Source organism: Halolactibacillus halophilus (assembly GCF_900115605.1).
GTDB classification, from domain to species: Bacteria; Bacillota; Bacilli; order Bacillales; family Amphibacillaceae; genus Halolactibacillus; species Halolactibacillus halophilus.
This window is the reverse complement of the sequence record NZ_FOXC01000015.1, coordinates 31670-56881: the sequence shown is the minus strand read 5'-3', so window position 1 is coordinate 56881 and position 25212 is coordinate 31670. Positions and strand designations below refer to the sequence as shown.

At 36.6% G+C, this 25212-nt stretch carries 24 protein-coding genes; 8 read left to right on the top strand and 16 right to left on the bottom strand.

What is annotated here, in order from left to right:
* The first annotated feature begins 458 nt into the window (after positions 1-458).
* Positions 459-1619, top strand: a complete 1161-nt coding sequence (locus tag BM098_RS07015) for a M20 metallopeptidase family protein (RefSeq protein WP_089831804.1) — start codon at positions 459-461, stop codon at positions 1617-1619.
* A 121-nt stretch (positions 1620-1740) separates the two neighbouring features.
* On the opposite strand, the gene BM098_RS07010 is transcribed toward BM098_RS07015, so the two are convergent.
* Positions 1741-2958 (bottom strand): ABC transporter permease, encoded by a 1218-nt coding sequence (locus tag BM098_RS07010; RefSeq protein ID WP_089831802.1) that lies wholly within the window; start codon positions 2956-2958, stop codon positions 1741-1743.
* Complete coding sequence (locus BM098_RS07005) at positions 2951-3700, bottom strand: ABC transporter ATP-binding protein (RefSeq protein WP_089831800.1); 750 nt, start codon at positions 3698-3700, stop codon at positions 2951-2953. Before BM098_RS07005 ends, BM098_RS07010 begins: the two co-directional genes overlap by 8 nt.
* 90 nt (positions 3701-3790) lie before the next feature.
* Here BM098_RS07005 and BM098_RS07000 point away from each other — a divergent pair, with 90 nt between their 5' ends.
* The 3 genes from BM098_RS07000 (at position 3791) to BM098_RS06990 (ending at position 5351) form a co-directional block, all read left to right on the top strand.
* Positions 3791-4219: an HIT family protein gene (locus tag BM098_RS07000; RefSeq protein ID WP_089831798.1), complete on the top strand. Its 429-nt coding sequence runs from the start codon at positions 3791-3793 to the stop codon at positions 4217-4219.
* A gap of 106 nt (positions 4220-4325) precedes the next feature.
* Positions 4326-4844 carry a tryptophan transporter gene (locus tag BM098_RS06995; protein ID WP_089831796.1) on the top strand — a complete coding sequence of 173 codons (519 nt, stop codon included), beginning with the start codon at positions 4326-4328 and terminating at the stop codon, positions 4842-4844.
* 150 nt (positions 4845-4994) lie between these two features.
* The gene (locus BM098_RS06990; protein ID WP_089831794.1) at positions 4995-5351 is read left to right on the top strand and encodes a YtxH domain-containing protein; all 357 of its coding nucleotides are present in this window, start codon (positions 4995-4997) and stop codon (positions 5349-5351) included.
* 196 nt (positions 5352-5547) lie between these two features.
* On the opposite strand, the gene BM098_RS06985 is transcribed toward BM098_RS06990, so the two are convergent.
* From BM098_RS06985 to BM098_RS06975, 3 genes are all read right to left on the bottom strand, one after another.
* Positions 5548-6462, bottom strand: a complete 915-nt coding sequence (locus tag BM098_RS06985) for a glycine betaine ABC transporter substrate-binding protein (protein WP_089831792.1) — start codon at positions 6460-6462, stop codon at positions 5548-5550.
* Between the two features lie 149 nt (positions 6463-6611).
* Positions 6612-7451 carry an ABC transporter permease gene (locus tag BM098_RS06980; protein WP_089831790.1) on the bottom strand — a complete coding sequence of 280 codons (840 nt, stop codon included), beginning with the start codon at positions 7449-7451 and terminating at the stop codon, positions 6612-6614.
* Entirely contained in the window at positions 7444-8640 is a 1197-nt protein-coding gene (locus BM098_RS06975) for a quaternary amine ABC transporter ATP-binding protein (protein ID WP_089831788.1), read from the bottom strand. The genes BM098_RS06980 and BM098_RS06975 overlap by 8 nt, the downstream gene beginning before the upstream one ends.
* A 344-nt stretch (positions 8641-8984) precedes the next feature.
* On the opposite strand from BM098_RS06975, the gene BM098_RS06970 reads away from it, so the two are divergent.
* The 3 genes from BM098_RS06970 (at position 8985) to BM098_RS06960 (ending at position 12125) form a co-directional block, all read left to right on the top strand.
* Positions 8985-9479: a GbsR/MarR family transcriptional regulator gene (locus tag BM098_RS06970; protein ID WP_089831786.1), complete on the top strand. Its 495-nt coding sequence runs from the start codon at positions 8985-8987 to the stop codon at positions 9477-9479.
* Between the two features lie 258 nt (positions 9480-9737).
* Entirely contained in the window at positions 9738-10694 is a 957-nt protein-coding gene (locus BM098_RS06965; RefSeq protein WP_089831785.1) for a peptidylprolyl isomerase, read from the top strand.
* Between the two features lie 192 nt (positions 10695-10886).
* Positions 10887-12125, top strand: a complete 1239-nt coding sequence (locus BM098_RS06960; protein WP_234987435.1) for an HD domain-containing protein — start codon at positions 10887-10889, stop codon at positions 12123-12125.
* Between the two features lie 55 nt (positions 12126-12180).
* Here BM098_RS06960 and BM098_RS06955 read toward each other — a convergent pair whose 3' ends face one another.
* The 3 genes from BM098_RS06955 to BM098_RS06945 all read right to left on the bottom strand — a co-directional run bounded on the left by BM098_RS06955 (position 12181) and on the right by BM098_RS06945 (position 16863).
* Positions 12181-12738 carry a GbsR/MarR family transcriptional regulator gene (locus BM098_RS06955; RefSeq protein WP_089831783.1) on the bottom strand — a complete coding sequence of 186 codons (558 nt, stop codon included), beginning with the start codon at positions 12736-12738 and terminating at the stop codon, positions 12181-12183.
* A 68-nt stretch (positions 12739-12806) separates the two neighbouring features.
* Positions 12807-15662 (bottom strand): ATP-binding protein, encoded by a 2856-nt coding sequence (locus tag BM098_RS06950; RefSeq protein WP_159430133.1) that lies wholly within the window; start codon positions 15660-15662, stop codon positions 12807-12809.
* A complete protein-coding gene (locus tag BM098_RS06945) occupies positions 15652-16863 on the bottom strand; it encodes a metallophosphoesterase family protein (protein ID WP_089831780.1) in 1212 nt (403 codons plus the stop codon). The genes BM098_RS06950 and BM098_RS06945 overlap by 11 nt, the downstream gene beginning before the upstream one ends.
* A gap of 334 nt (positions 16864-17197) precedes the next feature.
* On the opposite strand from BM098_RS06945, the gene BM098_RS06940 reads away from it, so the two are divergent.
* Entirely contained in the window at positions 17198-17668 is a 471-nt protein-coding gene (locus tag BM098_RS06940; RefSeq protein WP_089831778.1) for a hypothetical protein, read from the top strand.
* A 305-nt stretch (positions 17669-17973) separates the two neighbouring features.
* Here the strand turns inward: BM098_RS06940 and BM098_RS06935 are convergent, their stop codons facing one another.
* The 8 genes from BM098_RS06935 to trxB all read right to left on the bottom strand — a co-directional run bounded on the left by BM098_RS06935 (position 17974) and on the right by trxB (position 25135).
* Positions 17974-19239, bottom strand: a complete 1266-nt coding sequence (locus BM098_RS06935; protein WP_089831776.1) for an ABC transporter permease — start codon at positions 19237-19239, stop codon at positions 17974-17976.
* Positions 19232-20134: an ABC transporter ATP-binding protein gene (locus BM098_RS06930; RefSeq protein WP_089831774.1), complete on the bottom strand. Its 903-nt coding sequence runs from the start codon at positions 20132-20134 to the stop codon at positions 19232-19234. Before BM098_RS06930 ends, BM098_RS06935 begins: the two co-directional genes overlap by 8 nt.
* 88 nt (positions 20135-20222) lie before the next feature.
* A complete protein-coding gene (locus BM098_RS06925; protein WP_089831773.1) occupies positions 20223-20459 on the bottom strand; it encodes an HPr family phosphocarrier protein in 237 nt (78 codons plus the stop codon).
* A gap of 76 nt (positions 20460-20535) precedes the next feature.
* On the bottom strand, positions 20536-21498 hold the full coding sequence (gene whiA, locus BM098_RS06920) for a DNA-binding protein WhiA (RefSeq protein WP_089831771.1): 963 nt from the start codon (positions 21496-21498) through the stop codon (positions 20536-20538).
* Between the two features lie 7 nt (positions 21499-21505).
* Positions 21506-22483, bottom strand: a complete 978-nt coding sequence (locus BM098_RS06915; RefSeq protein WP_089831769.1) for a gluconeogenesis factor YvcK family protein — start codon at positions 22481-22483, stop codon at positions 21506-21508.
* Between the two features lie 2 nt (positions 22484-22485).
* Positions 22486-23367: an RNase adapter RapZ gene (gene rapZ, locus BM098_RS06910; protein WP_089831767.1), complete on the bottom strand. Its 882-nt coding sequence runs from the start codon at positions 23365-23367 to the stop codon at positions 22486-22488.
* Positions 23368-23380: 13 nt separating this feature from the next.
* On the bottom strand, positions 23381-23839 hold the full coding sequence (locus tag BM098_RS06905) for an 8-oxo-dGTP diphosphatase (RefSeq protein ID WP_089831766.1): 459 nt from the start codon (positions 23837-23839) through the stop codon (positions 23381-23383).
* A gap of 342 nt (positions 23840-24181) precedes the next feature.
* Positions 24182-25135, bottom strand: coding sequence for a thioredoxin-disulfide reductase (trxB, locus tag BM098_RS06900; RefSeq protein WP_089831809.1), 954 nt, complete (start codon positions 25133-25135; stop codon positions 24182-24184).
* Between the last annotated feature and the right edge of the window lie 77 nt (positions 25136-25212).

The window sequence follows — 25212 nt, the reverse complement described above, 5'->3', positions numbered from 1 at the left end:
ATGTTTGGCTTGATTAAACACCCGAAGGGTGTGATCCATGGACATCACAAAATCAGGGTCGATTTTATGCTTATATAAGCGATTTGAAAAAATGGCCTTCATGCCCATGATATACACCCTCTCTTTTTTTGTGACGGTCATTGTTAATGCTCTAATTATACCATACAGAATATATGTTTGTCACTTCAAAAATATTCAAAACAAACGATTCATCACCCACCTAGTGCTGACGCACTTGAGGAAGGTGTCTTCTCGCCTTAATGCGATAAAATAATCATAAGTGCAATGACTGTTTTTAATACGTTTGACATTTCCTTCACCCATTTCTATATAAAATACCTGCTTGTTTCATTATAAATGAAACCGATACGAATGAAAAACAATACCCGATGTCGATTCATACATCGTTTTAATGTGTTATGTTATAATGGCAAAAACATATGATGAGGGTGAATATAATGGCAATGGATAATTATGTATCGAACACAGACTATAGCGAAATGATTGACATCAGACGTTACTTGCATCAACATCCTGAATTATCATTTCATGAAGCAAAAACAGCCGATTATATTTGTCACTACTATGACCAATTAGGCATCGATTATGAAAGGCATATTGGTGGTCACGGGATTGTTGCAACAATTAAAGGAACAAAGCCAGGTAAAACGATAGCCTTAAGGGCTGATTTTGATGCTTTACCGATTCAAGATCAAAAAGAAGTTCCATATAAATCAACTGTCCCCGGTGTGACGCACGCCTGTGGTCACGATGGTCACACGGCAACACTGCTTGTCACCGCAAAAATTTTATATCAACAAAAACAGAATTTATCAGGTAATGTTGTTTTGATTCATCAACCCGCTGAAGAAGTTGCACCGGGAGGTGCGGCACCTATGATTAAAAACGGGGCACTTGAAGGTGTGGATTATGTTTTTGGAACACACCTCTGGGCTAGCTTATCGGTGGGTACCATTCATACAACAACGGGGGACTTTATGGCAGGTGCTGATCGCTTTACAATTGAGGTTAATGGTGTCGGTGGACACGGGGCAATGCCACATGATACAAAAGATGCTGTTGTGATTGCGAGTGCACTCGTCAGTGAGTGCCAAACGATTGTGAGCCGCCGAATTGATCCACTAGATACCGCCGTCTTAAGCATCGGAAAGATTGAAGCTGGAGATGCGTTTAATATCATTGCTGGAAAAGCGACCTTAGAAGGGACTGTTCGAACATTTTCTAAAGAGGTTCAAACTTTAATCATTCAAGAAATGACGGCGATTATTGAATCATTTGAAGCGCGTTATGGTATTACGATTGATTTCGACTATATGAAAGGTTACCCACCGGTTGTAAATCATGAAGCTGAAGCAAAGCGAATCATAGATATCGCTAAAGAAATACCAGGAGTATCAGATGCTTCTTTCACCCGCCCTTCGATGACAGGTGAAGACTTCAGTTATTACTTATTAGAAAAACCAGGGGCTTTTTTCTTTACAGGCGCGAAAACAGATGGGCCATTTTATCCCCATCACCATCCAAAGTTTGATTTTAATGAACAAGCGATGAGAATTGCTAGCAACACATTTCTTGCACTTATCGCATCGTATAATTAGTAAAAGAAAAACCAACAATGATAGACGCGTGTGAGACGTTGATATCATTGTTGGTTTTAATTTTTCACGTCATTAATAAGGTGATCTAGGTTAGCTGATTCGTTCCATTAAAAAACTCTAATTATGAGTATCGCCTTCTATTATTCATTTTACTTTTCGCATAAACCCTTACAAAACCATAAGAGAAAACACCCGCAAGTACCAGAAACAATAGACCATCAAGTGCAGTTAAACGAAATATTAAAGTAATAGCAAACAAGAGTACAACGCTACTTAGTAAAGCCGTTAGCAGTTGAAGAAAAGCATGGGTTTTCTCTTGTCTATTGACCGGATACAACAAAAGCCATAACTTCGTATCATGATGTGAAAAAAGCGGTAGTAGTTGAAGGCCAATCAGATAAATAAACAATATCCCTACTCCAAAACTTAATAACGGTTGATTGATTGTAGTTAAAGCAATCACACCAATGACGACTAGACGACTAGACAAACCTAAGTAGTCTTCACTCCGGCTAAAGGTAAGTCGGTAAAGATACGTATAGGTCTCACTCTGTTTAAGTAGCACACGTGACGTTAACATCCGCGATAATAATCGGCGTTTTTTCACCCGCGTACTCAATTCTCTTACATCAGTAAATAGACTGGCTAAACGATAAAAGCGCTCGAGTCGATGCTGATCATTTGTAATTAATTGATCGAGTGCTAGGCTTTGAGCAAAAGCCAGATGCAATAGATAACTGAGAATGATAAACAAGCCAATAACCCCGAGAATAAACATGATTGTCCAGCTTTTTAAATAACTGTACCAGACAAACGTTTGAAAAATAAATAACCCCATTCTAGTGTACAACAGTAATGTTTGGTTACGTAACCGTAGACTAGCCCAACTCATAATAAAATGCCATAATTTAAAAATAAGAAACAAAAAAATAATAAAAAGATAGTTTCCTGATGTGAATCTAGCATGATACAAAGGACTAAGTGCAGCAAGAATCAGAATCATTAAGTAGCTTTGAAAAAAGAAACTATAGACAAGTCCGCGGTAAAAGAACCCTTTCAATGATTCAAGCGCAGGCAGTAAAAAAACTAAGTCTGCTTGTTTGGTAAACGTTTGAATCGGGTTATATAAAATCACAAGTGATAATAATATACTCATCACTAAACTAACCGGAAAGGCCTCAGGTAATTCTATTAAAAATTGTTGATAAACAACGGCAATAGCAACCACTAAAAAAATCAGTGCAATTGCAATATGACCATTTAATATATACTGCGCATACCGCATCACATGCTTTATATGCGCATTAAAGCGTTCTTTAAACAATTGTTGACTATCCATTTACACCATCCTCTTCTTTCGTCAACATGATGTAAATATCATCAAGTGTTTGATTAGGCATATTTAATTGGTTTTGTAATTCTTTTAACGTCCCTTCTGCCTTAACCTCTCCGTTATGAAGAATGATAAACCGATCACAATAGCGCTCTGCTGTTGCGAGAATATGTGTCGACATTAAAATGCCAGCGCCACGTTCTTTTTCTTTGACCATCAGTTCTAAAAAAGCTTGAATAGCGAGGGGGTCTAATCCAACAAAGGGTTCATCGACGATATAAAGATCTGGCTCCACCAAGAAAGCACAGAGAATCATCACCTTTTGTTTCATTCCTTTAGAAAAATGAATCGGAAACCAATCAATTTCACGCTCTAAGCGAAAAGCTTTTAGAAGTGGTGGCACACGCTCATTAAATAATTGCTCACCCAGCCCATAAGCCATCGCTGATAATTTCAAATGCTCTCTTAAGGTTAGTTCATCATAAAGTAACGGCATTTCAGGTATATAAGTAAAAGCTTTACGATACTTTTCTTCGTCTTCTTGTAAGCTAACATTACTAAGTACCACTTTACCTTCTCTTGCTTCCATTAAACCAATAATATGTTTAATCGTTGTACTCTTACCCGCACCGTTTAATCCAATCAATCCTACTAACTCACCCTTGTTCACTTTAAAAGACACATCATTTAAGATGTTTTTTCTCGTATAACCTCCGCTAAGATGGTCGATATGTAATAAATCAGACATATGCTTTTCCTCCCTTTCATCTGCTTCCTCTTTCTTCTTTGCTTTTCTTCAATTAATCATGATACACTAAAAAAAAAGGAGTGACAGTATATGACACATGATCCAAACTGTATTTTTTGTAAAATTATCGACGGTGAGATCCCGTCAGCAAAAGTTTATGAAGATGATGACGTTTTTGCCTTCCTAGATATTAGTCAAGTAACAAAAGGTCATACGCTTATTGTACCAAAGACACACGTAAAAAACATTTATGAAACAAAAGAAGAAGTGGCAAGCACCTTATTTGCGCGTGTACCCAAAGTCGCACGTGCAATCGAGAAAGCCTTTAATCCCGTTGGAATGAACGTTTTAAGTAACACTGGTGAATTTGCCGGCCAATCTGTCTTTCATTTACATATCCATTTGATTCCGCGTTATGATGAGTCAGACGGATATGATGCGAAGTGGGTTACCCACAGTGATGACTATACAAGTGACGAGCGCTCTGCTGTTGCTCAAGCAATTAGTGAGAATTTTTAAACTTTACAAAAGTTCAGTATATGATATAATTGATAAAACTATTCGCATTTGGTCATGAGGACACAAATGGAATACCATAGTTTAGCTTAGAAGAGGAGAGATTAGGATGAAGACAAAAGATTTAGTATTACTTGCATTATTTATGGGGATTGGGGCTGTGCTTCACATTATCACACCGCCAATATTGTTTGGGATGAAACCGGATATTATGTTACCAATGATGTTCTTAGGTATTCTTATATTCCCTAAAGCCAATTATGTACTTGTGTTAAGCATTGCGACAGGTGTTATTTCAGCTTTAACAACGACAGCTCCAGGAGGTCAAATCTCAAATTTAGTTGATAAACCCATCACAGCTTTTGTATTCTTTGGCTTATTAATGTTAGTACCTAAACAACTAAACAAAAAAATTATTGCCCCTGTATTAGTAGCACTTGGCACGATTGTAAGTGGTTCAGTATTTCTTTCAATGGCCCTTTTTGTTATCGGTCAAATGGGAGGTTCGTTCATCGCTTTATTTATAGCCGTTGTTTTACCCGCTACATTATTTAATGTCGTCTTTACGATTATTCTATATCCGATTGTTCAATCAATCTTACAACGTTCACAAATGTCATTTGCTTAATACCATAACTTTTGCACACATTGCTCCCCCTAGCATCTACTGCTAAGGGGGATTTTATTTAAGTTATTTAAAAGTTTTTTCTTATTTTAGGTTTGACTCAACCAAATTACGAGAAGATAATAAGAAGAGAAGAAAAAAGGAGTGGGATGAATGAAAGCTAAATCATTAGCATTAGGTTTTGTGGTCGGGGGTGCTGTTGGTGCGAGTGTCACGTTACTTAATGCGCCACGATCAGGAAAAGATACCCGTGAGCACTTCAAATTACAAGCAAACGAGGTAAAAGAAGCTATAAAAAAGGCGAAAGTCAACGGTAAGTTATTATCAGATCAAATCATCGCCACCTCAAAAGAAGGAGCTGAGTTGATTAAAGATTTATCAACGGATATGAAAGAATCGATTGATCAGTGGCAACAGACTATTAAACCTCATCAAGATAATATCGAGCAATACCTTAAAGAAATTGAAATGCGTTTGGAAGAACTTGAACTAGAAAGCCAACGCTCATAATCACATATCTTAACGACAGCTTTTAAACAGGCTGTCGTTTTCCTTTACTAAAATACTTTTAGTAAATTGGTACATTAGCGACAAAATATTCACAATATAGTGCAACAGTGACATATAAAAAAGGCATGCCCACATAACACTGTAGGCATACCTTTTTAGTTTACAATCGTTGATTAAAAATCAACAATACACTATATTATTCTGCTGAAGTTTCTAACCATGCATCAACTTTTTCACGGTTATTTTCAATCCAGTTTGCTGCTGCTTCTTCAGGATCAGCGCCATCAGCCATTTCTAACATAACTGTTTCCATGTCTGCTGGTTCCCAGAAGAAGTTATCAAGTACTTCGTATGCTACTGGGCTATCTGCTTCGAAACCTTCACGAACGAATGTTTCAATTGTTTCAGCCCCACCAAATGTACCTTCAGGATCTTCTAGATACTTAAGGTCATATGAAGCGAACTTCCAGTGTGGAGTCCAACCAGTCACAACAACCGCTTCTTCATTATCATATTTTTGACCTAATACAGTTGTCATTGCACCACTTGATGATGTTGCTACTGTCCAGTCAGATAAACCGTAATCTTCTAAAGATTGTTCAGCTGATTGTACAACACCAGCACCAGGCTCAATACCTGTAATTTCGCCACCGAATGCATCAGTGTAATCTGCTAAGTCAGCAATTGAATTAACATCTTCTAAATAAGTTGGTACGACAAGACCGATTTTAGCACCTTCTAAGTTTGGTCCTAAGCCAACCATATTATCTTTGTGCTCTTCAAAAAGATCACCGTGTGTACCTGGTAACCATGCCGCTACCATACCATCAGCATCGCCATTTGCTACAGCTTCCCACATAATCGCGTTATCAATACCGCGAATGTTAACATCATAACCTTTTTCTTCTAATACTTGAGCGATAACGTTTGTAGAGGCAATTTCTGAATCCCACTCTACGTATACTAATTCAATATCCTCATTACCTAAATTACCTTCACTCTCATCTGCTGAATCATCACCAGCACTATCATCTTCACCACATGCAGCAAGTACAAGGGTTAAAGCTAAAACTAACATTAAACCAATATGTTTCCATGATTTTTTAAACATTAAATCGTCCTCCTTTTAATTTTTTATCTATAACAACTTTTCAGTTACACTGAAAAAGTTATTAACTCTATTTAAGCAAAGAACATCTTTACAGATACCACTTCACTTATTCATAGCTAGGTTACCTTCAAAAAACTAAAGTCGTAACTTTATTTTTTCTTATAAATACTTTGAGTGTAACGGTCCATAATAATCGCTAAAATAACGATAGAGATACCCGCAACGAAACCAGCACCCGCTTGCGCACGTTGTAGAGCTGATACGACTGGGTTACCTAAACCAGGTGCACCGATCATTGATGCAATAACTACCATAGACAAGGCTAACATAACGGTTTGGTTAATACCAGCCATAATGGTTCCTTTTGCCATTGGAAGCTCTAATTTAAATAATTTTTGAGCGCCTGTTGAACCGAACGCTTCCGCAGCTTCCTTAAGTTCTGTTGATACTTGGCGAATACCTAAGTTCGTAAAACGAACGGTTGGTGGTGTCGCAAAGATGAGTGAAGCAAAAATACCTGGTACCATACCGATACTAAAGAATGCAACAGCTGGAATCAAGTAAACAAAGGCTGGCATTGTTTGCATAAAGTCAAGAATCGGTAAAATAATAGCTTCTGCTACTTTACTTTTAGACATTAAGATCCCAACAGGTACACCTACAATGACAGAAAGTAAACTTGCCATTAAAACAAGTGTAAATGTTGACATAAGTTCTATCCATAAACCTTGGTTTTCAATAAAAATTAAACCAACAAGTGAAAAAGCCGCTAAACCGAACTTTTTCCCCGTAATAAAGAAGGCGCCGACAACTACAAGCAACATAATAATGAATGGTGGAACAGCACCCAACATATCAGCTATCCATTCAATAAAATCACCAAATTCATTTTTTAACGGATCAAAAATAAATGCAAATGTCTCAACAATCCAATCTGTTAGATCATCGACCCAATCAGCTACTGGAATTTCTGGAATAAAATCAAACATCAGACTTCACCTCTCCTTCACCTGCAAGTGCAGCAAGGAATGACCCTCTAATAATGATACCTTTAAGTTTCTCACCATCAACGACTGCGATTGGTACAGGTGTGTCATAAATCATTTCGATAATCTCTTGCATCGGCTTATCAAGCGGTACCTTCGGTACGTCAGTACGTAAAATTTCATTAAGATCTTTAATTTCTTTCTTACGTGCATCGGATGCATCGTCAGCTGTCACATAACCTTTTAGATTCCGGTGACCGTCAACAACATAAATACTAGATAATCCTTCTTCACGCATACGCTCTAACGCCACACGTGGCCCATGCTTTTCAATGTTAACTGTTTCAGGACGATGCATAATATGTGATGCTGTTAAGACCTTCGAACGGTCAACATCCTCTACGAAACGCTCAACATACTCATCTGCTGGGTTTGTAAGAATTTCTTCTGGTGTACCGATTTGTACGATAGAACCATCTTTCATCAACGCAATACGATCACCAATACGTAACGCCTCATCTAGATCGTGCGTGATAAAGATAATTGTTTTGTGCATAGAATCTTGTAATTCTAATAACTCATCTTGCATATCTTTTCTGATTAATGGATCAAGTGCTGAAAAGGCCTCATCCATTAATAGTATTTCAGGATCATTGGCTAATGCACGCGCTAAACCTACACGTTGTTGCATACCACCTGATAATTGATTAGGATATTGCTCAACGTAACTACCCAAGCCAACCATTTCTAAGGCTTCTTTCGCTTTTTTAGCACGTTCTTCTTTTTCAATACCTTGTACTTCTAAACCATATTCCGCATTTTCTAAGATTGTGCGGAATGGAAATAATCCGAAGTTTTGGAATACCATACTAAGCTTTTCACGGCGGACACGACGAAGATTCTCTTTGTCCATTTGTGCTAGATCTTCTCCATCAACCATAACGCTTCCTTCAGTTGGTTCAATCAATCGATTAATCAAACGGATTAGTGTTGACTTACCACTTCCCGAAAGTCCCATAATAACAAATACTTCTCCCTGGTTCACTTCAAATGAGACACGGTTAACACCGACTGTATCACCTGTTGCTTGGAGAATTTCTTCTTTCTTCTTACCTTCATCCAGTAATTTTAAAGAGTCTTTTACGTTCTTACCAAAAACTTTTGATAGACCTTTAACCTCAATAACTGGCATAATCTCACCCCTCTTTTATAAATACAATACTCATGAGTCAATACTCACGTATTCACTTTTTATTTCCCGTTTAGACATTTTCTAAACAAGTTATGTGTTTTTTGACGTAATGCAGTACTCTAATAGCTTACCCTAGAAACAGTCAACACTTCAACCGCTAAAAACCGTAGTTTTCGAATATATTTTACGTACAGTTTAAACTGTACAAACGCAACAAAACTTTTACTTAGAAATGCGCTCAAATACTCTTAATTACTACCTGATATGTCATTTCCATTACCTTTGAAATTTATGTAAGCTTATATTAGGTTTAATTTATACTTATTATAGAAAGGAGCCTGAATATGCAGCCTGAACCATATTTAACTGACGATGTAATTAATGAGTTTTCAAAAACGCTCGAACTTTTTGACCTCTCACCGAGTGATTCAAGACTGTTTACAATCCTTTTTCTAAACCATCAACCAATGACTCTTGATGAAATGAGCCAAACAACAGGAAAAAGTAAAACATCCGTTAATACCGGCATTAGAAACTTATCTGATTTAAATTTAGTAAATCAAGTGTGGAAAAAAGGCGTTCGTAAAGATTTATATACGACAACTGAGGATTTATTTCAAAGATTTATGCACTACTACCTTGATAAATGGCTAAGTCACACATCTATACAAAAACAAAGTTTGTCTTCTATAGAAAATAAAATTAACGCCCGACCTCAAGGTGAACTGATTGAAACAAAAGTCAAACAAATGCTTGTCTTTCATGAACGATTAGAAAAAGCATTTATCCAGTTGAAATCAACTTGTCAACAAATTAATGATGACAGTCACATATCTTAGTATTGATGAAGTTATCTTAACGATGTTGGATAACTTCTTTTTTATGATCCCCCATGCATAATCATCATTTATGAAATAGGTGGTGAATATATTCACTTATACAAACACGTTGGTCACGTTTACATATCTATGAAAAAAATATGTAAAAATCGAGGAATTTAAGATTCCTCCTCTCTTTTGAAGTGAAAATATGATATATTAACTAAAGAAAACAAAACAAGACGTAATGTCTTATAATTCAAAGTAGGAGTGTGTTTAATGAAAAAGTTAGTTATGGTTGCAACAATTACCGCAAGTCTCATTGGACTTAGTGCTTGTTCTGGAGACGATGCTGAAGTTGTCGTTGAAACAAATGAAGGAAACATCACTAAGGATGCTTTTTATGAAGAATTAAAAGCAACAGCAGGCGAAAGCGTTCTTCAAAATATGGTATTAAAAACAATTTTAGAATCTAAATATGAAATTGATGAATCTGCCATTGAAGATCAAATGAATATGTACCGTGAACAATACGGGGACATGTTTGAAATGTTACTTCAACAACAAGGTATTGCTTCTGAAGCAGCATTTGAAGAACAATTACGTATGCAAATGCTTCAACAAAAAGCACTTTCTGATGGTGTCGAAGTAACTGATGAAGAAATCGAAGCACAATATAACCGTATGATTAATGAAGTTCAAGCTTCTCACATCTTAGTTGAAGATGAAGAATTAGCTAATGAATTATATGAACGCGCTACAAGTGGTGAAGATTTTGCTGCTTTAGCGGAAGAATACTCAACAGATTCTGGTTCTGCTGTTGAAGGCGGCTCTGTTGGTTACTTCTCACGCGGTCAAATGGTACCAGCATTTGAAGACAAAGCTTACGAATTAGAAATTGGTGACATCAGTGAACCCGTTCAATCTGAATATGGTTATCACATTATTTATGTAACTGATAAGCGCCCAGTTGAAACTGATGTAGAAGCATTAGAAGATGTACGCGATCAATTAGAATCTGAAATTGCAGCGACTAAAGTTGATTCTACGCAAGCACAAGAAAAAATCACCCAATTACTTAAGGATGCGGATATCGATGTGTTGGTCGAAGAATTTGAAGATACTTTCGTCTTTGAAGACCCTGCAGCTGACTTAGAAGAAAATGTAGATGTGGAAGAAGATGCTGACGCAGATACAGATGAGACAGACGATACAACTGACGAATCTGCAGAATAAATTTTTTTAATCAAAAACACTTACAGAGTTTACTCTCTGTAAGTGTTTTTTTGTGAGCCGGAAAAATTTTGCTTCTGATACATTACCAAACAAAACTAGCACAGAATTTAGGTGTCTATGACTGTAACTAATAGCATCCTTATCGTAATTCTGATAAGATGAATTTAACTATATATAGAAGGAAGTGAAGGTATGTCACGCACAATAGACTATTTCCATTCAAAAATCGTTTATTCAATTAATATGAATGACGAAGTAAATAAGATAATTCAATCTTTAAACTTTCCTGAAATAAAAGAATCGAATGCTACCTTTATGCTTGATCATTTTGAAGCTGGGACAAAGGTTCAAGAACGCTTACTGCTTAATGATTATGAAGTAAGACTTACTAAAACAAACAAAGAGTACCTGACACTTACATTTAGCAATCAAAACGGAATGTACCGGGCAAAAATGTGGGATAATCAAGGTGCGATTAAACAAACATTACCTTTACTAGAAAAGCACCGTGTATTCGATGTATCAGCTGTCGTTGATGAATACAATCAAAATAAATCATTAACTATTAACCATCTTGATCCGGTTCAACAAGCCATTGAACCTTTTACTTTGCTCCCTTTCCCTAAACTTGATTTAAAAGAAATCGCAGAAGAACTCATCTTTTATTTGACAACATTAAATGAACCATATAAGACACTTGCACTTGAAACGCTACGCCATTTTTGGGATGACTTTTTACTCGCTCCCGCTGCCAAAGGCTTTCATCATAACTATATCGGTGGTCTAATCAAACATACGACAGGTTTAATGCGGTTCACCTACTTTATACAACATCATGACAAAGGTCCTGTTGAAGCAATATTATACCTGATTGCCGTAGTTGAAAAAGTATACAAACACGAAGTCTATGCTGAGGCAAAAAAGGAAAAAACAGAGCGCAAACGCCCTGTTTGGAAAGATACTCTTGATCATTTATATAAAATGCTGAATCAATTTGTAAGTCTAGATCAAGAGGCAATAAACTTCGATGTTTTATATACGTCTATTCTTTATCATGACTTGGGTAAATTGTTAGAGTATGATTATGCCGGAAAGAGTTACCAAGCCTTTGATTTTCTTTATCCGTATGCAGATAAACAAGAACTGGACTCACGTGCTCAAGGCGGTATAGAAATGGATGCTCTCGGCGTTATGGTAGGTCACATCCCGTACGGCGCAATGTTGCTGCAACAGATGCTAAATCAGTTGAAGACCCCTCTATCCTTATCACATATACATGAAATCAATCATTGTATTTTGTGTCACCATGGCTTGCCTGAGTGGGGCTCTGCCGTTAGGGCACCTCAAACAGCAGAAGGTTACTTAATTCACCTTGTCGATTACTTTGACAGTCGATATGAAAATGAAGAAATGGCTTACTACCGTAAGTAGAAATTCCACTCTAACCTTTAACATCTTATTTTTTACCATTTAAAAAGAAGAACAGTCAATCTGACTGTTCTTCTCTAGGTATATAATCAAATATTTCGCCTGATTCAACTACTTGAATGAACCGCATGAGCCACTTGTAATAATTTTTCGCATAGTTAAGTCGTTCAATATCGTGTTCAATTCTTTCAATACACTCTTCATCTGTTGTTTGATTTTTTATTTTAAGTAATGTCTCAACCGCTTCATCAGCTTCTTCAATATTTGTTTCGGTAAAATGCCGCCAGCGATTACCAAATAATGTCGTGAAGGATTTATACCAGTTCTCTTCAGACTTATATAAGTCTTTCCTAACACCCTTTTTAAAAGCTGGTTCCACCATTTTCATCTCTGTTAACGCTCTAACACCTGTTGACATACTTGTTTTACTCATTTCGAGTGCCTCACGCATATCGTCCAGTGTCATTGGTGCCTCATTAAAATATATTTTCCCATACAACCGGCCAATTGAAGGGGTAATACCATAAAGACTCATATTTTTTGCGATCATTTGAATAAATTTATCAATCGTTTCTTCATAAGCTTCATGTATTTTCTGTTCATCTTTTCCTTCCATTATACTTCTCTCCCATCACGCGCTATCAATGTACCATCTTATCACGACTTTTACTTCTTGAAAAGATGCTAATTATCCTCTAAGTCAATGACTTGATAATCTGTCAGATACTCTTTAGGTGTTGTTGTAAAATAAAAACTTTGACGATCCTGTTGATTTAAATAATTAAGTAAGCATTTTTTGCGTTGTTGATCAAAGTGAACGAAACTATCATCAATAATAAAGGGAAGGTGTATAGATTGATTTAAAACAATCGCTGTGCCCAAACGAATCGCAATGACTACTTGATCTAGCGTACCTTGTGATAAATCATATAAGAACCACGTTCCTTGTCTATGAGTCACAAATAATTGCTTGGAATCCTGGTCATAATCAATTGATTGATACCGATTATTTGTAACTACTCGAAAAACCTCACTTGCTTTAGCTAAAATACCTGGCAACATTGATGTTTGAAATAATCGTTTCGTTTTAAGCAATTGTTCATAGCTGATTTTATATATTAACCATTCTTTAGCTGTTCGATTAAACGCCTCCCGCTTCATTTGAAATTGATAAGATAAATCTCGGTAGCCTGTTGATGATTCCATCTGTTGTTTTTTTGCCTTTAATGTAACTAGCTGTTCCATTGCTGTCATATGTTCATCATCAAGTTGTTGTCGCTTATTATGATAATCATCGAGATATTCCTTAAGTAAGCGCTCATTAATAAGTGGCTCAGACAATGTGCGAGTTAATTCTGTAGGTGAAAAGTATATCGCTAATTTTTGTTTCATTTCGCTTTTTTGTTGAGTCATATCTTTATAATGTGTCGCTGCTTCATGTTGCGAAATAAAACTTTCAAAATCATCTACTTGATAAGCTTGATAGACATCAGCTAACGTCTCAGTCAATGGCAATAGTGCAGCGTCTAACTGCTGTTCCTCATCTTCTAACCTGTGTAACTCTTGAGTTAGTTCAACATGACGCTCCCGGTTATGCGTCAATTCATTAAACTGTTCACGTACCACTTTTAACATTTCTTCTATTGAGATTTGCTCAGGTGTATCACAATAATCGACGATTGATTGTTTAAACTGCTGAAGCTTATCTTCAATCGATTGTAACCTTGACAGTAATGTTACTCTTTCTTCAAGTAAGCCTTTTAACTGATAAACACTCGCCAGTACCTTACTATACCCTGGTTCAGCTACATAACTAAGGAACGGGTACTGATCTTTAAATCGATTTATTTTTCCGGCTAATTGTTTTTGCTTGTCTTTTTGTTTGTTTATTTCTTTTTCTTTCACTGCTACATCACGCGTAAAAATCATCCAATCTCTCGTTAACTCCTCTCTTTTTTCTTTAGCCGTTTCATCTTCAGTTAAAACATGATAATAATGTTGCAACTGATTTTCTTCTTCTAATGTTAATTTTTTCTTATTTAACTTTATTGATTGTTGTTTTAGATGGACGAGACCAAATAAACCAATCATATACACTAACACTAATCCAATGATAATAGGTGGCTGTAAGTTATTTATCGAATATAGAATGATAAAACTTATGATTAACAAACCCGAGGCCACACTAAATCCAGGTAGTAATGATTTAGATGTCATGCTTCGTTTATTAGTATCCCTTAATAACTCAATAGCGACTTCTATATCCCGGCGTTCATAATCGTTTAGAAGTGCTTCTTCTACTTGATGCCGTTCAAAAGATAAGCCATCCCCCTCACTGAGGAGTAATTGTAGCTCAGCTTGGTTTGATGATTTTGAATCATCAAGAGATTTATATGACGATACAAGCACTTCTAGCTCTTCTACATTTTCTTTGGGCAAAGCTAATTGTAGGATTTCTTCATCATCAAGCACCAGGCCAATATTTCGCTTTTCATTCTGAATCTTGATTGCGATTTGTTCAAGCTCGCCCTTAACCTGTAATCCTGTCTGATCCTGTTTACGCCAAAATGACTCTTGTTCATGAATAGTTGATAAAAACTCATACAACGAAGTTTCTCCAAGACGTACCTGACTGGCTTTAATTTGTTCTTTTTTATGTTCAATCTGTTGTTGTTGATAAGACAACTGTTGAGCTATATCTCGTGCTCGATCAGCCCAAGTGATAACGTCCGCTTTATTGCTTTCTCGTTTTATCTCAGGCTTCTTATGTTCCTTGAGGTAACGATCCGCCAGTTGATACAGTTCTATTTTATGATACAACTGGTGATAAGTCTGATAAAAGGTCAGTTGTTTTTTTACTTCATCGCTATCAACATGCCAGTGCTCGATCGTACTTTCTGATTCTTTAATGTCTTGTTCAAGTGTATGATAACCCGTTTCTGTTTTTTTTAATTCTTTCAGTTGTTTTTCCATCGCTTCTAGTGTTTTAAGCTGTTGATTTAATGATGGGTTTGTGCCATTTTTTTTAAATAATTGATCGAGCGCTTGCTTTAATTTCTTTTCCGTTCGTTCAATCGCATCAGTTCCTGACATACTGAGTGATAATAATAATTCCCCTAAGTGTTCTGGTGAATCTGTCTGTTCTTTTTGAATCGATAACACATCAAAATGAAAAATGCGATCAAACAATTCTCGATCTACTTGTTGTATATATTGCTTAAATTCCTCTAATGGTACATCATGCTTTTGTTCATCTTGAACCTTTAACTGGTGGTTTAGTTTATCTGTTCGATATAAAGTAAAGACTCGATCATCACATTGAACTAACATTTCTCCACCGAAGATATGATTCGGTTGATTGTTAAATCGCTCTAATTCTTGTTTTTTAAGACCTACCAACATATACGTTAAAAAATATCGCACATGTGTTTTACCCGACTCGTTATTACCACTAAAAATAATTAAGTTATCCTGACTTAGCTCATATGTTTGATTGACTAATTTTCCAAACTGATAGATGTTGACTAGATTAATCTTCATCATCATTACCTCCGATCAGTTGATAGTAAAGGTAATGAAACGCATCAGTTGAAGCCAAAGTTAACTCATCTTTTGTTGGTTCGTCTAAAAAGCGTCGCGCCCGGTGATGTTGAAATAACTCATCTGCGTATGCTCCATCGCTTTCCTCTTTAAACTGCTGTGTTAGTGTTTGAAAGAAAGGATCGTGTTGATGTAACGTAACGGGAGGTTGTGCAACCGATAAATCTATGATGTAGGCTTGGGCATTATTTCCTTCATTTAACAACTGAATCACATCCATAAAACCTTGGGTATGATACAACGAGATCAATGAATCTGTTGGCTGATATATTTCAATAGCTAAGACAACATGTTTAAGTTGTTCAGCTAAAATATTTCTAAGTGTATAAATAAGGTCATCTACTGTATGAATAGATGTACCATCAACTTCTTTCGTTTCAAAACGTATACTTTGAAGTGGTTGGAAGGTAAAGGTTGTGCCCGTATCTGCCATCTCCACGAAGTAGCAACCTTTTTCACCCGTTTCTTTTTTAGAGCCACCTTGAATATTTCCAGAGTATACAATCGGTGGCATCTCACTCAGCACCTGTCTTTTATGAATATGACCAAGTGCAAAGTAGTCAAAATTAAGTGACCTTAACCAATCAAGTTGAAACGGCGCGTATGTTTCATGTTCTTTTGATGTACCAACACTTCCGTGCAGCATCCCAACTAGATAATCACATGATTGACTAACTGAAAACCCACGAGAAACATCTTCCGTCACATGACGTGCTTCATAACTAAAACCTTGAAGTTCAACCGTCGCGCCATCTGAACTTTTATATGTAAAAGAGGAGACCGTTTGATCATTAAAAACATGAACATTGTCTAAATAGTCAAACGTCATCTCAGTTGTTTGATGATAGTCATGGTTGCCAAAGGAGACATAGACATGAATCCCCTTTTGATTTAACTTTTCAAGTGCTTGCTTAAATTTTACTTCAGCATAAACAGTCGTACTGGCTTGATCAAATATATCGCCAACAATAACAACAAAATGAACGTTCTCTTTGATGGCTAGGTCAACTAATCGATCAAGTGCAAAAAAAGCACCTTTTTTAATTTTTTCTATTTGATTATATCCAAGCTTAGATAAGCCGACAAACGGTCGATCCAAATGTAAATCAGCACTATGGATAAAGCGAATCGTTTCTTTCATTCTATTCACCAACTTTCTTATTGCTTCTTTTATTTTAACAGAGAACGCACGTTTCTCCCATTCATTCCTGCCACTTATTTAGTATGTATACTATAAATATTTTCAAACAAAATTGATTGACTTAATCTAGACATCGTTTATGCATTTAACTTTACAATTCAAGAATTTAAAGTTAAACAGTCAATCTCTAAAAACTCATGAATGATAGATGCAAATATTAAATTTAACTAGATAGCTGGATATTTTTGATTCATTGAAAAACATCTCATCATTTTTTACGTATCTTTTATGATATACTATAGATAATATCATTAAGACATGGAGGGATGTAAAAATGGAAAATGAAATATTGGATATGTTAAAATCCATTCACCAGAGCAACCTGTCATTAAAAGAAGAGTTTCACTCATTAAAAGAAGAGTTTCACTCATTAAAAGAAGAGTTTCACTCATTAAAAGAGGATGTTCATTCATTGAAAGATGATGTTTATTTATTGAAAGATGATGTTCATTCATTGAAAGATGATGTTTATTTATTGAAAGATGATGTTCATTCATTGAAAGATGATGTCTGCTCATTAAAAGTCGGGCAAAGTAACATTATTAACAGATTAGATGCCATCGAAGATGGTATGACTGTTCTCGGTAAGAAAACTGATGGTATTGCTGAACAAACAGCTGATCTATTAGAATTCAGAACGGATATGGTAGACAGAGTTGATGGTATAAGAGATGATTTATCCATGGTTGAGTTTGTAACAGCTAATAATTTCAGAGATATCGCTAAGCTAAAGGCAATCAAATAAATCCTCCATTATTAAATTGAAGCATTAAACACAATATGGTTTAAGTATATCGCTTTATTATTTTTTTCGGTCATATTTAAAACGTTAACTATGACATCATTAAGTTAATCACTCCCCATAAAGTAATGCCCACAATAACGTCCCTCATGTTAGCGTAATTGTTGACCTGAATTCTCATGCTCAACTTTGCTTTCAGAAGACAGATAATATTTAGATTGACCTTAAAATGAACACATATTTCATAACATGAAAAAATAAGTGTGATCCCTTTATTGAATTAAAGAGATCGCACTTATTTGTTTTTACTATTTGCTCTTCTTACTTAAGTGCATGACTTGTTTTAAATCTTTCAGCTTAAATCCACCGCCGTACATTAATACACCACCACGGTACACTTTTGCTCCGACAAAACCAAGAATGAAAATTGTTACTAGTAAGATACCAATGCTTAACATGACTTCATAAAAAGGAATGCCGAGAAGCCCGACCCGTAAAAACATCACCAGTGGACTAAAGAACGGTATATAAGACATCACCGTAACTAACGTTGATTCCGGTGATTCTAACCCAAACATTGACACCATAAAGGCAATAATAATTAAAATAATCACTGGGAACATTAACTGACCAACGTCCTCCATTCGACTAACCAGTGAGCCAAGCATAGCTGACAATGTTGCATATAATAAGTACCCGAGTAAGAAAAAGACAAGTGCATAAACATAAACGGACACGTCAATATCACTAAAACCGAAGACTTCAAAGAAATCCCCATCAAAGTCGTTCACACGTGTTTGAATGACAAGAAAGGCGGTCACAATAAGAATTGAGATTTGTGTTAATCCAAGTAAAGCAATCCCAATGATTTTGGCGAACATCTGTGAAACTGGACTTGAACTTGAGATTAAGATTTCCATCACGCGTGATGTTTTTTCATTTGCGATATCGGTCGCGATCATTTGACCATACGTAATAACCGCAAAGTATAATAGGAATAGCATCACATAAACGAGACCACGTGCACCACTAATTTCTTCTTCTGTTTTAGATGTTGTCCCGTCTGCTTTTTCAATCGCTTCTAATTGAAAGGATACAGGTGAATAGATGGACTGTAAAATCTCACCATCAATGCCGGCTTCCTCAGTCATTACCATGACTTTCAGCTGCTGCAGATGTTCATTTACTTGATATTCAAGACGGTTATTTAAGACATCTTCTAATCGAAGTGTTGCTGTAAATGGCTGTGTCTCATCATCTGACAGGGTTAATACCCCATCAATCTCACCAGCTAAAACGGCTTCATTAAGGGATGCCTCAGTTTCCGATGACACATCGTACTGAAGAGACTGACTCTCGATATCTGTTAAATAATCTTCATACAGATTTGTCTCATCAATAACAGCGACGGTTGGAATTAACGTCTCTTCATCAGAATTAAATAACTCAATAATCCGGTCAATATTACCAATCGCTAAAATGAAAACTAAAAAGAGTGCGGTCATTATTATAAATGATTTTGATTTGAATCTAGTTAAATAAGTTTGAGATAACACGACCCAAAATTTATTCATAAGACTCACCTACTTTCTCAATAAAAATATCGTTTAATGATGGTTCAAGTAAATCAAAACGTTTAATAAAACCATCGCGCATAATCAGTTCTTTTAATATGTCTTGAGAAACAGACTCGTCATTAATCTGCAGACGACAGCCTTGTGCCGTTTCAGCATACTTGACAACACCTAACATATCTTTTAAGAAACTTAAATCCATATCTGCATGAACCAGAAGATTTTTCTTGCCAAATTGACGTTTAATGTCCTTTAACGCACCTTGGACAACTGGTTTCCCCTTCACCATAATACATAACGATTCACATAGTTCTTCCACTGTCGACATTTGATGAGAAGAGAAAACAATTGTTGTCCCTTGATCTTTCAGCTCAATGACAGCTTCCTTTAACAGTTCGACATTAACAGGATCTAGTCCTGAGAACGGTTCATCTAGAATGAGTAATTTAGGTTGATTGATAACTGCCGAAATAAATTGAATCTTCTGCTGATTCCCTTTAGACAATTCCTCTACTTTTTTATCTTTATATTCAGGAATCTTGAACCGATCTAGCCAATAATCTAGCGCTTTAATAATTGAACTTTTTTCCATTCCTCTTAACCTACCGAGATAAATCATCTGTTCTTTTACTTTCATTTTTGGATACAACCCTCGTTCTTCTGGTAAATATCCCATCGAATCTGTTACACTGTAATCGATTTTTTGATCATTCCAACGAATCTGACCTTCCGTTTCATCAATAAGTCCTAGAATCATCCTAAAGGTCGTTGTTTTACCGGCACCGTTGGCACCAAGGAAACCGAAAATTTGATTTTTATTGATGGTAATGGATAAATCATCTACTGCCGTAAATGACCCAAACCGTTTTGTGACATTGTTAATATGTAATGCCATATTATCTCCTCCTCTACTTTACATTTATTGAAAAAGCAACAGTACCTCTAGTGGTATTGTTGCTTTTAGTTTTAGGTCAATTGTCTTATTACAAAAAAATCCCGAGTGTCTGAATTGCTTCATCGCTGTCTCTATCCGTTCCACTTAAATCAATAGCTTCTCCTCTAGCAACAACTAAGCTTAACAGTCCCATAATATTTTCCGCATTCACACGACGCTCTCTTTTCGTTATATGAATTTCTGTTGAAAACCAATTTGCTAGTTGAACAAAGGTAGACGCTAGACCTATTTGAAGATTAGAGCTTAAATTGACGATACATTTCATAACCACTCACTCCTTTTAACAAAGCATAAATTTTTTTTACAATAATTTCATTATACACTAATTTATGAAATATGTGTTAGTGAGTTTCGGACTGTTTTTGTATCGGATATTCTCCGCGTAATTGATCAGCAAATTGATCGATTTTCTTTAATCGGTGATTAACACCAGACTTACTAATTGGTGAACCACTAACAAGCTCACCTAATTCCTTTAAAGATACTTCTTGATGGTCAACTCTGAGTCTTGCGATTTCTTGTAATTTATCAGGTAGAGCTTCCAGACCAACCATTTTCTCGATAAAACGGATATTTTCAACTTGTCTAAAAGCTGCGCCGATTGTTTTATTTAAGTTGGCCGTCTCACAGTTAACGAGCCGATTCACCGAATTACGCATATCACGAATAATCCGCACATCTTCAAATTTAAATAGGGCATGGTGTGCGCCAATGTAGTTTAAAAACTCGGTTATTTTTTCAGCTTCTTTAATGTAAGTGATATAACCGTTTCGGCGTTCGAGCGTTCGAGCATGCAAATCAAAACCATTCATCAGTTTTTGCAGGGCATCATTGTGTTCCTCATAACTATTAGCAATTTCTAAGTGGTAGGACGATGTTTCTGGATTGTTAATGGAGCCTCCCGCAAGAAAAGCTCCCCTTAAATAAGCGCGTTTACAACACGTTTTCTTTAAATATTGCTCAGAAATTGTTCTGACAAATACAAATGGCTCTTCTAATATAGCTAAGTCCAATAGAATATCTTTTGCGCCTTCTTCTATTCTAACAATATAAACATTGTTTTTCTTCAATTTCATTTTTTTTCGCACCAACAATTTGATTGGGTGTGGATACAATGATTTTATTAATGTGTAAATACGTCTTGCAATCGCAGCATTCTCTGTTTGTACATCAAGGACATAAGTCATTCTAGCGATAGAGACCGCACCATTCATTCGGATCAAAGCCGCAAGTTCAGCTTCTTTACAACAATCATTGTTATCAATTTGCGTCAGCTCTTTTTTTATTTCTGATGCAAAAGACATAAGACATTCACCTTTCTATTGGATCACATATACCAATAAGGCCACATAATATCTTAGCGACTTTATCTTTATCATGTCGCAGGACATGATCGTGATCGGTAATAATATTTCCTTCAACTATTTCTAAGCCAAGTGTTTCTAGTCGTTCCTTATCATACTCAACGGGTTTTGCTTGTTCTTCTAAATAAAGATTGAGAATATCTTGGCTAACGCCTTCACTATGAACAAGTATTGTATCAATCACCCCGTCACCCACATGTTCTAAAATAACCCGGGCATGGTCAAAAGCGGTGAAGCCATCTGTCTCACCATTTTGCGTCATAACATTACAAACATAGACGACTTCGGCGTCGGTTTGTCTTAAAGCATTAGCGACTTGTGGAACAATTAAATTTGGTAACGTGCTCGTGTAAAGGCTCCCTGGAGAAATAATAATAAGGTCCGAGACCAAGATCGCATCAACTGCTTCCGGTAACGGTTCGGCTGTTTCTGGTTCTAAAAAGACTCGGTGTATTGGCTTATTAGCTTTAGGGATATTTGACTCTCCCACAATAATCTCCCCGTCTTCCATCTCCGCACTAAGAAAGAGATTTTGATTAGCAACTGGATAAATTTGACCTTTAACATTAAATACTTTTTCAATCTCTTTAATTCCTAAATAAAAATCTCCGGTCACTGCCGTCATGGCAGCCAAAATCAAATTCCCCATGGAGTGGCCTTTTAAGCCCTCTTCTCCAAGGTCAAATCGGTGTTGGAGCAAAGCTTCCATCATCGGTTCAACCTCGGATAGTGCTGCAATAACATTTCTAATATCTCCAGGTGCAGGCATCGACATTTCCGTTCGTAGTCTTCCTGATGATCCCCCATCATCGGCGACGGTGACAATGGCTGACAGATCAATCGGATATTCCTTTAAGCCTCGAAGTATCACCGGCATACCCGTGCCACCACCAAGAACGGTAACTTTCTTTAGCGTTTCTTCCATACTTAGTGCCCTTTCCGTTTATCAATATCACGGTGAGAGACATGCGTGGTGTATTGATCCGAAAAATACTTAGCGACATGCTCAGCAAGCGCCACCGAACGGTGTTGGCCACCAGTACACCCAATCGCGATCACAAGTTGTGACTTGCCTTCTTTTTTATACTGAGGAAGCATAAAACTAAGTAAATCCAACCATTTATCGACAAATTTTTGTGTTTCTGCCCATTTAAATACGTAGTCCTTTACCTCTGTGTTTAGTCCGGTTTGAGGCTGGAGGTGTTCAACGTAGTGTGGATTCGGTAAAAAACGCACATCAAAAACCAAATCGGCATCAATCGGCATCCCATACTTAAAACCAAACGACATTGCGTGAACTGAAAAGATTTTTTGCTCACGATCGCCATACTTCTGAACGATTTTTTCGCGCAATTCTTTCGGTTTTAAATTTGTTGTCTCGATGAAATGCTGCGCTCGCCCGCGTAGTTCACTTAATAATTGACGTTCCTTTTTTATACCTTCTAACGGTAAGCCATTTGGTGCAAGCGGATGAGATCGTCTCGTTTCTTTATATCGTGACACTAAAGTTTGGTCTTGAGCATCTAAAAATAAAATGTGCTCATCAATCCAAGTTAAGTCAGACAAAGTATCCAAGCTTTCAAACAAAGTATCAAAAAATTCACGTCCTCGTAAATCTATAACGAGCGCAACTTTGTTAATGTTATTCGAGGCATCCTTCATTAATTCTAAGAATTTAGGTAATAGAGCGGGGGGTAAATTATCCACACAGTAGTAACCTAAATCTTCAAAACTTTGAACTGCAACCGTTTTACCGGCACCACTCATACCTGTGATAATCACAAGTGATGTTTCTTTTTGGTTTGCCATTTTTTTGCCTCCTTTAATCGTCTTGCGTTTTAAAGCTAATAAGTTGATCGTCTTCATCCAGTTCAAACTGCGCGTATAATAGACGGTCGTGTTTTAGCGCATAATCATGAATAATTCGGTCACTTGGCGCTGTTGGAATAGTTGATACGTCACGAAGATTGATCCATTCTAACTCACCCTCAGGACACGTTTCTACAAGTGCGCCTTCAAAACTATGTGCGACAAACGTAAACATCATCCAATCATCCTTTGGTGGTTTAGCTGATGGCTTATGTATGTTGGCAATACTAATGATTTTTGGGTTGGTTATTTTAAGACCTGTCTCCTCAAATACTTCCCTTATAACTGATTCTTGTACCGTTTCTCTCGGTTCCATTTTTCCACCTGGCATGGCATACCAGCCATGACGTGGCTTTTTTAATAAGAGTACTTTATCATGATCTATGATTAAACAATTGGTCACTCGTTGCATATCGTTCACTCGCTTCCTTTTTAACACTCTTATTCCATTATAGCAAAACTTACAGTGGCAATCGATTGTTTCCACTTAAAATTTTCATTCTATCACTGTCTATCACTGTCTATCATTCATACGCGTTCACAGATTATAGTTCTCTTAACTAAAAAAATACTTAAATGACTCATACCAACCCTATTTGACAAAGAACCCAAAAAAAGACGCAGCACATAAGCCAATGCTCATATACTGCGCAAATCATTTTCGTATATTAAAAAGGGGGGGTTAATTACTTATTTATAGTATACCCCACTTCTTTTGCAGTTTGATTACAGTGAGATTAAGAACAGGTAAAGTTTATTGTTCTTGTTTTTCTAACTCTTCTTCAAGCTCTTCAATGTAGTGCTGCGCATTTTGTCCAGCAATACTGCCATCGCCTGTCGCTGTGACAATTTGACGGAGTGTTTTTTCACGAATGTCTCCAACCGCAAAAATGCCTGGGATGTCTGTTTCCATTTGATCATTAGTTGGAATGTAACCTTCGTCGTTATTAATACCAAGTGATTCAAATGGCGCGCTAAGTGGTTCAAGACCGATGTAAATAAAGACACCATCCGCTGTTTTCTCTGTTACTTGGTCAGTGTGAACATTTTTCAATGTGACTGAACCGACTTTACCATCTTTTTCATTAATATCTGTCACAATTGTATCCCAAATAAAATCGACTTTTTCATTTTTAAACGCACGTTCTTGTAAAATCTTTTGAGCGCGTAACTCATCACGACGGTGAACAATGGTGACTTTCTTCGCGTAGCGTGTTAAATAAACACCCTCTTCTACGGCTGAATCACCGCCACCAATAACGATAAGCTCTTTATCTTTAAAGAAAGCTCCGTCACATACCGCACAGTAAGATACGCCACGTCCTGCTAATTCTTCTTCTCCAGGAATACCTATCTTCTTATACTTTGCACCTGTAGCGATAATGATGGTTTTGGTTTTATACTCTTTATCACCTGCTTTTACTGTCTTGCAACGATGGCCATCAATAATACTTGTGATATCACCATAAGCATATTCTGCACCGAATTTTTTAGCATGTTCAAACATTTTATTTGATAGATCTGGCCCTAGAATGCTCTCATAACCTGGATAATTCTCAACATCTTCAGTGTTGGCCATTTGTCCACCTGGAATACCACGTTCAATCATTAAAGTATCTAAATCAGCACGAGAAGCATAAACTGCTGCTGTCATTCCAGCTGGTCCTGCACCAATAATAATCACATCATAAATACGTTCTTCAGTCATATACATCGTCATTCCTTTCTTTGATTAAAATTTAAATCGTAATGATTCTGAGTTAACTTTCATATACTCATTATGGT